Below are 11,112 nucleotides of genomic sequence, written 5' to 3'. Positions count from 1 at the left end.
TGGGTAGCCGGACCGGGAGGGCGACCCTATATCCCGCTCATGGCAAACAACAGCGCAAATCCCTACACCCTCGAAATCGAAGCCTGCGAGCGCCCCGCCGGGCACTTCACCTGGGCCATCCGCCGGAACGGCAAGCTCTTCCAGCGCGCCGACCGGGTGCAGACCACGGAAGAGGCAGCCGAGCGCAGCGGGCTCGCCGCCCTGGAGAAGCTCCTCAGCGGCCGGGAGCGCTGATCAGCCGCCGCCGGCTGCTCTCGCCCTCCACTCCTCGAACAGACAAGGCTCCCGGGCACGCGCCCGCGGGGCCTTTTTGATGCCGTTGATCGCCCGCCGGGCTCAGCTAATCTCGTCGCGGAAACGGAGACGAGGGCGATGGCGCGCGCGACGATGTACGATCGGGATCTCGACCGGAATCCCGCGAACTTCCAGCCGCTCACGCCGCTGACCTATCTCGACCGCGCCGCCCGAACCTTCCCGGACCGGGTCGCGGTGATCCACGGGTCCCTGCGCCGGCCCTATGCCGAACTCTATGCCCGCTGCCGCCGTCTCGGTGCGGCCCTGTCGGCGCGCGGCATCGGCCGCGGCGACACCGTGGCGGTGCTGTTGGCCAACACGCCGGCGATGATCGAGTGCCACTACGGCGTGCCGATGACGGGAGCGGTGCTCAACACCCTCAACACCCGGCTCGACGCGGCGGCTCTGGCCTTCTGCCTCGACCACGGCGAGGCCAAGGTGTTCATCGTCGACCGCGAATTCGCGAAGATCGGCCGCGAGGCGCTCGACAAGGCGGGCGTCTCGCCTCTCGTCATCGATTACGACGATCCGGACTTCGCCGGCGAGGGCACGGCCCTGGGCGAGATTGACTACGAGGCATTCCTCGCCGGCGGCGATCCCGACTACGCTTGGGCGATGCCGGCGGACGAGTGGGACGCGATCTCGCTCAACTACACCTCCGGCACCACCGGCGATCCGAAGGGCGTGGTCTACCACCACCGCGGCGCGGCCCTGCTCTCGCTCGGCAACGTCATTACCGCCGGGCTGCCGCAGCACGCGGTCTATCTCTGGACCCTGCCGATGTTCCACTGCAACGGCTGGTGCTTCCCCTGGACGCTCTCGGTCGTCGCCGGCACCCATGTCTGCCTGCGGCAGGTGCGGGCGCCCGCGATGTACGCGGCGCTCGCCGAGCACGGCGTCACCCATCTGTCGGGGGCGCCGATCGTGATGTCGACGCTGCTCAACGCTCCCGACGCACAGAAACGTCCCCTCCCCCGCCGGGTCCACTTCCTTACCGCCGCCGCGCCGCCGCCCGAGGCGGTGCTCGCCGCCATGGGCGAGGCCGGCTTCGACGTCACGCACCTCTACGGCCTGACCGAGACTTACGGCCCGGCGGTGGTCAATGCGTGGCACGAGGAATGGGACGCGCTGCCGCCGGACGAGCGTGCGCGGAAGAAGGCCCGCCAGGGCGTGCGCTACCCCGTGCTGGAAGGGCTCGACGTGCGCGATCCCGAGACGATGGAGTCGCTGCCCGCCGACGGCGCGAGCCTCGGCGAGGTGATGTTCCGCGGCAACGTGGTGATGCGCGGGTACCTGAAGAATCCGGCCTCGACGGAGGCCGCCTTCAAGGGCGGCTGGTTCCGCTCCGGCGATCTCGGGGTGAAGCACCCCGACGGCTACATCCAGCTGAAGGACCGCTCGAAGGACATCATCATCTCAGGGGGCGAGAACATCTCCTCGATCGAGGTGGAGGACGCCCTGTTCAAGCACCCCTCGGTCGCGGCCGCCGCCGTGGTGGCCAAGCCCGACGCGAAGTGGGGGGAGACGCCCTGCGCCTTCGTCGAGCTGAAGGAGGGCAAGGAGGTCACGCCCGAGGAGCTGGTGGCGTGGTGCCGCGAGCGCCTCGCCCCCTACAAGCTGCCGCGCCACGTGGTGTTCGGCGAGCTTCCCAAGACCTCGACGGGCAAGGTGCAGAAGTTTCTGTTGAGGGAGAAGGCACGGGAGGAGTGAGCCGGCCGGCTCACGCCACCCCCAATTGCTGCGCTGCGCTCATGATCGCGGTCATGCGGTAGGGCTTCATCACCAGCAGGCTCTCGCTCACCTGCCGGGGCTGCTCGGTGCTGTAGCCGGTCACGTAAATCACCGGCAGAGCCGGATGGAGCAGGCGGGCGCGCTCGGCAAGGTCCCAGCCGTCGAGCTGGCCCGGCAGACGGATATCGGTGAACAGGAGATCGACCCGCTGGGCCCCCTGAAGCAGGCCGTAGGCCTCCTCCGCGGTGCCCGCGCTGAGCACGGCGAAGCCGGCATCCTCGAACTCCATGGTTACGGCATTGAGCAGCATCTCTTCGTCCTCGACGACGAGCACCGTCCGCTTGTCGGTCATTCCTCCCCGCTCCCCCCTTCTCGTCGTCCTGCCAGTCGCCGTGCGCCCAGAGTCAGAAGGCGCCGAAAACCGCGAAGATATCCTTAGCCCCTCGCCTCGCTCCAAAGCTCGGCCACCGCGATTTTTTTCAACGAGGCCCTAGCCCGCGACCGCCACCGGCGGCAGCCGCGGCGGGGCGAAGCCCGACTCGGCGGCCGGGGACGGGCGCGTCGGCACCGGACGCTCCGCGGCCGGCCCCTGTGCCGGGAAGGACAGGCGCACGGTGGTTCCGCCCCGGTCGCCGCGCACGAAGGTGGCGTTGCCGCCCGATTGCTGGGCGAAGCCGAACACCTGGCTGAGCCCCAGGCCGGTCCCCTGGCCCAGAGGCTTCGTGGTGAAGAAGGGCTCGAAGGCCCGGGCCTCGACCTCCGGCGTCATCCCGGTTCCGGTATCCGAGACCTCGACGGCGAGCCCCTCCCCCCCGGCAGCGAACGAGTGGCAAGCGTCAGGGTCCCGCCCTCGGGCATCGCGTCGCGGGCATTGACCGCGAGGTTGAGAATCGCGTTCTCGAGCTGGTTGGGATCGATGTTTACCCGCGGCAGGTCCGGGGCGAGATCGGTCTCGAGCCGGATCCGCGAGCCGATCGTGCCGCGCAGGAACTCGGCGAAGGCGGCGATCTGCGCGTTGACGTCGGTGCTCACCGGCGAGAGCGGCTGGCGGCGGGCGAAGGCCAGCAGCTTGTGCGTCATCGTCGCCGCCCGCTCGGCGCCCTTCACCGCGTCGCGCAGGCGCTTGCGCAGGGGGCTCTCCTCGGGAAGGCCGCGCTCGACCCGGTCGAGATTGAGCAGCACCACATTGAGCAGGTTGTTGAAGTCGTGGGCCACGCCCCCGGTGAGTTGCCCGATCGCCTCCATCTTCTGGCTCTGACGCAGCAATTCCTCGGTGCGTTGACGCTCGGCATGGGCGGCTTTCAGGGCCGCGAGCGCCGCGTCGCGCTCCCGGATGCGCGCCTGCAGCGCCTCGTTGGCCTGGCGCAGCTGGGTCGGCGACGGCAGCGTGAGCGCCTTCGGCATCAGGACCCAGAGCGCCACCGCCGTGCCGATCGAGGCCGCGCCGGTGAGGAGCTTGACCGCCGCCTCCAGCCCGTAATCCGGCACCCAGAGCGTCCAGATCGCCATGAGGTGGGTCGCGCCGCAGGCGGTGATGAAGACCGCGAACGACCAGAACATCCAGCCGAACACCACGTCCCGGCGACGGGATACGAAGTAGGCGAGCCCGACGGGAATCGAGAAGTAGGCGAAGGCGATCAGGCTGTCGGAGACGACGTGGGTCCAGATCAGTTCCGGGCGCCAGAGCAGACAGATGCCGTGGGGTGAGAGATTCTCGACCTCCCACAGCCGCCGCAGAAGTTCGAGCATCGCTTCGGCCCCGACCCATCTGTCCGCGATTCTACAGACCGTGCGGCCACGCGCTCAACAGGAATCGGGCACCCCGACGCATGCGGCGTTCCGGGCTCCGGCTCTCCCCGCGAGACATCCGCGGCCACCAAACGTTAAGTCTTGCTTAACCCTATTCGTTCATCAAACGGAGTGGTTTTCGAGGGCGGGCGCGAGTGTCGGCGCAACGGGCTATCACGCAGGCTGAGGCTTCGCCGCAGGCCTTGCAGGACGCTCTGCAAGGGGCACTGCAACGGGCCTTGCAGGGAGCGTTGCAAGGCGCTTTGCAAGAGGCTCAGAAGGACCCGTCGCACGAGGTTCGGGACGAGGCTCGGGACGAGATTCGGCACGACGCTCCCGACGGGCTCCCCGACACGACTTCGCATCCGGCCCCGGCCACCGCTCCCCAGAGGCGTATCAGCCTCGGCAGTCTTCTGGCCGCCACGGCCCGGCGCCATCCCGACCGAATCGCGGTGGTCGATCCCGCCGACAAGCCGGACTGGAGCGACCGACCCGCCATCACCTGGACCTATGCCGCCGCCGCCGAGATCGTCGAGCGCCTCGCCCGCGGCCTACGGAGCTGGCGCCTGCCTCCGGGAAGCCGCATCGGCCTGTGCCTGCCGGGCTCGGCCGAGAGCGCGCTGGCGATCCTCGCCGTCGAGGCCGCCGGCCACGTCGCCTGCCTGCTGCCGGTCTCCTGGGACGAGGAGCGCCTGCTCGCCGCGGCGCAGGGCGTGGCGCTCAGCGCGGTGCTGACCCAGGCGCGGGTCGGCTCCGCCGCCCCGGCACAGCGCCTCTGCAACGTCGCCGCGCGCTATTTCGGCCTGCGCTACCTCGCCGCCTTCGGCCCCGACGTGCCGGACGGGGTGATCAACCTCGACCGGTTCGTTCTCGACGGACCCGCCGGGGAGCCGGCCGAACCGGCGCCCGCTTCCGCCGGCATCGTCAGCTTCGTCGACGGCGATCCCGAGCGGCCGGTCTACCGCAGCGGCGAATCGGTGGTGGCCGCCGCCGCCGCGCATCTCGTGGCCATGCGGGTCGCGCCCGGCGAGCGCATCCTCAGCCTGATCGGACCGCACGACCTGCGCGGCCTCGCCACCGGGCTCGCCGCCGCCCTCGTGGCGGGCGCGAGCCTGGAGACGATGCCCCTGTTCGACGGCGCCGCCTTCGCGGCCGCCCTGCGTCGGCCGGAGCCGACCCACCTTGTCGCTCCCGCCTTCCTCGAAAAGAATCTCGCCGGCCGCGACCTGCCGGCGGATCTGCGCTCCGTCGCTCTGATCCACCGGGCACCGACGCGCCTCCCCGGCCGCAGCCGCGCCGCGGGCCGGCCGCAGAGCCTGCGGCTCGAGACGGTGATCGACACGGTCGTCTTCGACGAGACGGCGCTTCTCTCCGGCCGGCGCGGGACCGCGGCCGACATCTCGCTGGTGCTCGGCAAGCCGGAGCGCCTCTCCCTCCCCGCCTCGCTGATGGCCCTGCGGCACGAGGCGGATGGGCGCCTCGCCTTTCGCGGCCAGGCCTGCGCCGCGACGACGCTGCAGCGCGGAAGCCGGCCGGCGGCGCCGGACGGAAGCTGGCAGGAGACTTTCTACGCGCCGGTGCTGTTCGCGGGTCTCGCCACCGCGATCGAGGCGGTGGAGCGGTCCGAACCCGCCGTTCTCCCGGAAATTTTTGCACCTGCGTAATCCGGCTCTCGGCGCCGGGCATCAGCGGCGCGCACGCGCTCATCGCCGCAGGAAAAACAGTAGCAATATCAAGGATCAATCGGAATATCTGTGCAGCGGGGCGCGTCTGCCCACACTCGGTGCAGCGCAGTTCATCACACCTTCAGACACGCGATTCCATGTTCGATTGATCTGCATGGCCGGCGAACCAATCCTGGCCGTGCGGGTTATCCGGGGTGCCTCTTCACACGAGGCGCGACATGGGGTAACGCTTAAGCCTATGGGTGCGCTGCAACAAGTGCTCGTCGTCGACGATGGCCGCCGTGCCGTCGATCGCTCCCTCGCCGCCGACCTTGCCGGGCTCGGTTATGCGAGCGTCACCGCTTCGATCGAGGCGGCCGACGACGTTCTCGCCGTGATCGCCCGCCCCGCGGCGATCGTCCTCCAGCTGTCCGCCAGCCCGAATCCCCACATCGCGGCGCTCGCCAATCGCCTGCGCGAGCAGATGCGGGTCGGCGGCATCCCGGTGATCGAGATGGACGATGCGGGACCCCGCGCCGGTGCACCCGTCGACCTCAAGAGCCGGATCGGACCCTACGTCCTCAACGAGCCCGAGCTTTAGGGCTTTCCCGTAACGGGACAATGACGGCGGGCCGAGAGGTCCGCCTTTTTTCGTGTGCGCGGTCGAACGCTAGGCTGCCGCAACGATCTCGCTCTCGCGGACGGCGCGCTCCGCCGAGCCCGAGCGGATGCGGTAGGAGGGTTCGCCGGTGGGATCGTCGGGCATCAGGCGCACGATCTCGCTGACTGCGCCGAAACCCAGGCGCTCATCGAGGGCCGAGGATTGAGCGCGGCGAACGCGCTGGCCGAGCTTGAACTTGTGCATCGTCGGTGTCTTCTCGAACGCTGTCCGCCGAAGCGAGATGCCGCTCCGGCGCAGAAATAGCCCCTTCAGGACAACGGGTGAGACGGTCTCGGTCACGAAGCCGATCGAGAGCGATTCTACCGCGGCGCCGGGGCAGGCGCGAACCGGGCGGCCCGGTTCGCGGTCAGGGTCACATCAGCGGCGCAGCTTGATCTTGGCCTTGCGGGCGGCGTAGCGGGCGTCCCGCTCCTCCTTCTGCTTGGCCTGGGCGAGGCGGGCGCGCTCGGCGGCAGCCTCGAGTTCGGCGGCCTTGCGCGCCGCCTCCGCCGCACGCTCGGCGGCGGCGATCGCGGCCAGACGCTCGGCCTCGAGACGCCGCTGCAATTCGCGCTCCTTGGCCCGCTCCTCGCGGGCCACGATGATCGCGCGGCGCTCCGCCTGGCGGGCCAGCACGGCCGGATCATCATTGGAAGGACGGGCGCGGAAGCGGGCGAGCATGGCCTCCCGGGCGGAGGCGGAATCCTGGCGACGGTCGTCGAAGGAATTGTGTTTGCTGAAGCTCACTGAGGATCCTTGATCGTGCCGGGCTCAAGGGCGAGCCATCGGCCTTTGGAAAAGCGCAAAGCCGCTCCGACGGGAGCGGCTTCGACATGTCGGTCTCAGGCGCGGATCACGCGACCTGAAGCTGTCCGGCCGACTGCTTGCCGGAGCGGCGGTCGGTCTCGAGTTCGTAGGACACCTTCTGGCCCTCGGCGAGGCCGCGCAGGCCGGCGCGCTCGACGGCGGAGATGTGGACGAACACGTCCTTGGAGCCGTCCTCGGGCTGGATGAAGCCGTAGCCCTTGGTCTCGTTGAACCACTTGACGGTGCCGGTGCTCATGAAAAGTCCTTGTCTCCGCAGGATACAGGTCAAAAGCCCTGTGCCGCGCGGCACGGGACTTTGTCGTTCAACCGATCACGAAGGAAAATGGGAACCGCCCTGCGGAGGCGTCACGGCCCAGAAAATCCGGCCTCGCATCGATGAAGACCAATATGCAGTTCCATCGCAGCTTTATCAAGGCAGGGATTTATTTTCGCGACATCGGGCGTATCGGCAGGTCACGTGCGATGACCTGCCGATACGCGCCCTCGCTCAGGGGATGTCGCGGGTTGAACCCGATTCTCGCGCCCTGTCACGCCGCCTTCTTCGCCCGCTTGGCGATGGTGACGAGCCCGCGCATGATCTGCGTGGTCTCCTTCAGGCGCTTCGGGATGCTGTCGAGCTCGCGGACGAACACGAGGCTCATGTCCGGCCGCACCTTGGCGAAGGAGCCCTGCTCCACGACCATGGCGGCGAGCCCCTGCGGGTTGGCGAAGGACTTTTCGCGGAAGTGGACGACGACGCCCTTGGGGCCCGCCTCCACCTTCTCGACATTCGCCTCGCGGCACAGGATCTTGATGGTGACGATCTTGAGGAGTTGCTCCACCTCCGGCGGCAGCGGGCCGAAGCGGTCGATCAGCTCGGCGCCGAAGCTCTCCATCTCGGCATCGTTCTCCAGCGTCGAGAGGCGCCGGTAGAGGCCGAGGCGGACGGTGAGATCCTCGACATAGTCCTCCGGGATCGTGACGGGGGCGCCGAGGGCGATGGTCGGCGACCACGCCTCCTCCACCGGCTCCTCGATCCCGGCCTTGAGCGCGGTGACGGCGTCCTCCAGCATCTGCTGGTAGAGTTCGTAGCCCACTTCCTTGATATGGCCGGACTGGGCGTCGCCCAGGAGGTTGCCGGCGCCGCGGATGTCGAGGTCGTGCGAGGCGAGCTGGAAGCCCGCGCCCAGCGTGTCGAGGCTCTGGAGCACCTTGAGGCGCTGCTCGGCCTGCGCCGTGAGCTGGCGGTTGGCCGGCGTCGTGAACAGGGCGTAGGCCCGCGCCTTGGAGCGGCCGACGCGGCCCCTGAGCTGGTAGAGCGCGGCCAGACCGAACATGTCGGCCCGGTGCACGATCAGCGTGTTGGCGGTCGGGATGTCGAGGCCGGATTCGACGATCGTGGTCGAGAGCAGCACGTCGTACTTGCCCTCGTAGAAGGCCGTCATGACGTCTTCGAGCTGGCCCGCCGCCATCTGGCCGTGGGCGACCGCGACGGTGACTTCAGGCATCTCTTGGTCGAGGAACCGTTTGACTTCAGCGAGGTCTTCGATCCGCGGGACGACGTAGAACGCCTGCCCCCCGCGGTAGCGCTCGCGCAGCAGCGCCTCGCGGATCAGCAGCGGGTCGAACGGCGTCACGAAGGTGCGCACGGCGAGCCGATCCACCGGCGGCGTGGCGATGATCGAGAGTTCGCGCACCCCCGTCATGGCGAGCTGCAGCGTGCGCGGGATCGGCGTGGCCGAGAGCGTCAGCACGTGGACGTCGGCCTGGAGCGCCTTCAGCCGCTCCTTGTGGGCCACACCGAAATGCTGCTCCTCGTCGACGATGATGAGGCCGAGATCCTTGAACGCGACGTTTTTCGCCAGCAGCGCGTGGGTGCCCACCACGATATCGACCTTGCCCTCGGCGAGCCCCGCCCGGGTCTGGCGCTGATCGCCGGCGGAGACGAAGCGCGAGAGCTGGGCGACGTTGATCGGCAGTCCTTTGAAGCGCTCGGCAAACGTCCGGTAGTGTTGGCGGGCGAGCAGGGTGGTGGGCACCACCACCGCCACCTGCTTGCCGGAGATCGCCGCGGCGAAGGCGGCGCGCAGCGCCACCTCGGTCTTGCCGAAGCCGACATCGCCGCAGACGAGGCGGTCCATCGGCCGCCCGGCATTGAGGTCGTCGAGCACGGCGTCGATGGCGTTGGCCTGATCCTCGGTCTCCTGGAAGGCGAAGCGCGCGGCGAACTCCTCGTAGAGCCCCTCCGGCGCCTTGAGACTCGGGGCGGGCTTCACGAAGCGCGCGGCGGCGACCTTGATGAGTTCGCCCGCCATCTCGAGGATGCGGCGCTTCATCTTGGCCTTGCGGGCCTGCCACGCCCCGCCGCCGAGGCGGTCGAGCGCGACCTCCGAATCCTCCGAGCCGTAGCGGGTCAGAAGCTCGATATTCTCCACCGGCAGCAGCAGCAGGCCGCCGGCATATTGCAGCTCCAGGCAATCGTGCGGAGCGCCGGCCGCCGTGACCGTCTTGAGGCCGACGAAGCGGCCGATGCCGTGGTCGGCATGGACCACGAGGTCGCCGGGCTGGAGCGCCTGGACCTCGAGGATGATGTCCTGCGGGCGCTTGGATTTGCGCTTCTGGCGCACCAGCCGGTCGCCGAGGATGTCGCCCTCGGCCACCACCGCGAGCTTGTCGAGGGTGAAGCCGGATTCCAGGCCCCAGACGGCGACCGCCACGTCGGTGCCGCGCTTGAGCGCGTTCACGGCGGCGAAGGTGTTGATCTCGATCGGTTTTTTCAGGCCGTGATCGGTCAGCACGCCGCAGAGCCGGTCGCGCGAGCCGTCGGACCAGGATCCCAGGATCACGTGATGACCGGAGGCCTGCAGGTCGCGGATATGCGCCACCGCGGCGTCGAACACGCTGGCCGCTTCGTCCGCCCGCTCGGGCGCGAAGTTGCGGCCGGCCCTCGCGCCGCAATCGATGACGGCGCGCTCATCCGAATCCGGCTGGGCGAAGGGGGTGAGCCGGGCGACCGTGCCGGCCTCGACCTTCCCCTTCCACTCGTTCGGCGTGAGGTAGAGCGCCCGCGGCGGCAGCGGCTTGTAGGGCGCCACACCCGATTGCGGATTTTTCAGCGCCGCCTCGCGGGCCTGGAAGTAATCCTGGATCAGGGAGAGCCGCTCGGTCGCCGCCTCCTCGACCTGCGGGTCGAACAGCATCGGCACGTCGCCGAGATAATCGAACAGGGTGTCGAGGCCGTCGTAGAACAGCGGCATCCAGTGCTCGAGGCCGGCATAGCGGCGGCCCTCGCTCACGGTCTCGTAAAGCCGATCGTCGCGGGTCGCCGCGCCGAAGCTCGACAGGTAGCCCTGGCGGAAGCGCCGGATCGTCTCGGTGGTGAGCTGCACCTCGCTCATCGGCACGAGATCGAGGGAGCGGAGCGATCCCACCGTGCGCTGCGTCTCGGGATCGAAGGCACGGATCGATTCGAGGGTGTCGCCGAAGAAGTCGAGGCGGATCGGGTTCGGCAGGCCGGGCGGCGAGAGATCCAGAATGCCGCCGCGCACGGCGTACTCGCCGGTATCCCGCACCGTTCCCGTGCGTAGGAAGCCGTTGGCCTCGACCCAGGCCACGACCTTGTCCATCGGCACCACGTTGCCGATCGCCGCCGAGAAGGTCTCGACCGCGACCCGGGCGCGGGGCGGCACCCGCTGCACCAGGGCGTTCACCGTGGTGCAGAGGATGCGCGGCTTCTCCTCGGACGAGCGCGATCGGGTCAGCCGCGAGAGCGCGGTCATGCGTTGCGCGGCGATGGCGGCGTTGGGCGAGACGCGGTCGTAGGGCTGGCAGTCCCAGGCTGGGAAGCTCATCGCCTCGATCTCGGGGGCGACGAATTTCAGCGCATTCTGGAAGGCGTTGGAGCGTCCGGAATCGCGGGCGACGTGGACCAGCACCGCCGGCCCCTCGAAGGTGCCCGACAGGGCGCGAGCGAGGTCGGCCGCCACCAGGGCGTCGAATCCGTCGGGCACGGAGGCCAGCGTCGGGCTGTCGCCGCGGCGGATCGCGTCGAGCGCCTTGGTCAGCGGCGCCGATTTCGGCAGGGCGAAGCGGGCGGTCTGCGGCTTCGGCGCGGGGGCGGGCGGCTTGGGCTGGGGCTTGGCCATCGGTTTTTTGCGGCGAGGGAAG

11 protein-coding genes are annotated in these 11,112 nt (G+C 69.4%); 4 read left to right on the top strand and 7 right to left on the bottom strand.

The features are described 5' to 3' along the window. Positions 1-39 precede the first annotated feature (39 nt). Positions 40-234 (top strand): hypothetical protein, encoded by a 195-nt coding sequence (locus tag HNR01_RS06435; RefSeq protein ID WP_003599068.1) that lies wholly within the window; start codon positions 40-42, stop codon positions 232-234. Between the two features lie 138 nt (positions 235-372). After that, positions 373-2,004, top strand: coding sequence for an acyl-CoA synthetase (locus tag HNR01_RS06430; protein WP_183667157.1), 1,632 nt, complete (start codon positions 373-375; stop codon positions 2,002-2,004). A gap of 10 nt (positions 2,005-2,014) precedes the next feature. Here the strand turns inward: HNR01_RS06430 and HNR01_RS06425 are convergent, their stop codons facing one another. From HNR01_RS06425 to HNR01_RS06420, 3 genes are all read right to left on the bottom strand, one after another. Next, entirely contained in the window at positions 2,015-2,377 is a 363-nt protein-coding gene (locus HNR01_RS06425) for a response regulator (protein WP_183667156.1), read from the bottom strand. Between the two features lie 138 nt (positions 2,378-2,515). Continuing rightward, positions 2,516-2,794, bottom strand: coding sequence for an ATP-binding protein (locus tag HNR01_RS27505; RefSeq protein WP_246417404.1), 279 nt, complete (start codon positions 2,792-2,794; stop codon positions 2,516-2,518). Next, on the bottom strand, positions 2,791-3,774 hold the full coding sequence (locus HNR01_RS06420) for a hybrid sensor histidine kinase/response regulator (RefSeq protein ID WP_246417403.1): 984 nt from the start codon (positions 3,772-3,774) through the stop codon (positions 2,791-2,793). Before HNR01_RS06420 ends, HNR01_RS27505 begins: the two co-directional genes overlap by 4 nt. Positions 3,775-3,968: 194 nt before the next feature. On the opposite strand from HNR01_RS06420, the gene HNR01_RS06415 reads away from it, so the two are divergent. Both HNR01_RS06415 and HNR01_RS28000 read left to right on the top strand, forming a co-directional pair. After that, the gene (locus tag HNR01_RS06415; RefSeq protein ID WP_375373179.1) at positions 3,969-5,477 is read left to right on the top strand and encodes an AMP-binding protein; all 1,509 of its coding nucleotides are present in this window, start codon (positions 3,969-3,971) and stop codon (positions 5,475-5,477) included. A gap of 259 nt (positions 5,478-5,736) precedes the next feature. Further along, entirely contained in the window at positions 5,737-6,078 is a 342-nt protein-coding gene (locus HNR01_RS28000; RefSeq protein WP_017483956.1) for a hypothetical protein, read from the top strand. Positions 6,079-6,147: 69 nt separating this feature from the next. Here the strand turns inward: HNR01_RS28000 and HNR01_RS06405 are convergent, their stop codons facing one another. The 4 genes from HNR01_RS06405 to mfd form a co-directional block, all read right to left on the bottom strand. Further along, positions 6,148-6,342 carry a hypothetical protein gene (locus HNR01_RS06405; RefSeq protein ID WP_026105446.1) on the bottom strand — a complete coding sequence of 65 codons (195 nt, stop codon included), beginning with the start codon at positions 6,340-6,342 and terminating at the stop codon, positions 6,148-6,150. Between the two features lie 174 nt (positions 6,343-6,516). Further along, entirely contained in the window at positions 6,517-6,885 is a 369-nt protein-coding gene (locus HNR01_RS06400; protein WP_183667154.1) for a DUF6481 family protein, read from the bottom strand. Positions 6,886-6,991: 106 nt separating this feature from the next. Further along, the gene (locus HNR01_RS06395) at positions 6,992-7,201 is read right to left on the bottom strand and encodes a cold-shock protein (RefSeq protein ID WP_017483959.1); all 210 of its coding nucleotides are present in this window, start codon (positions 7,199-7,201) and stop codon (positions 6,992-6,994) included. A 292-nt stretch (positions 7,202-7,493) separates the two neighbouring features. Beyond that, on the bottom strand, positions 7,494-11,090 hold the full coding sequence (gene mfd / locus HNR01_RS06390) for a transcription-repair coupling factor (protein ID WP_183667153.1): 3,597 nt from the start codon (positions 11,088-11,090) through the stop codon (positions 7,494-7,496). Between the last annotated feature and the right edge of the window lie 22 nt (positions 11,091-11,112).

The organism is Methylorubrum rhodesianum, assembly GCF_014199985.1.
Taxonomy (GTDB): Bacteria; Pseudomonadota; Alphaproteobacteria; order Rhizobiales; family Beijerinckiaceae; genus Methylobacterium; species Methylobacterium rhodesianum.
This window is presented reverse-complemented; position numbering and strand designations above follow the sequence as displayed.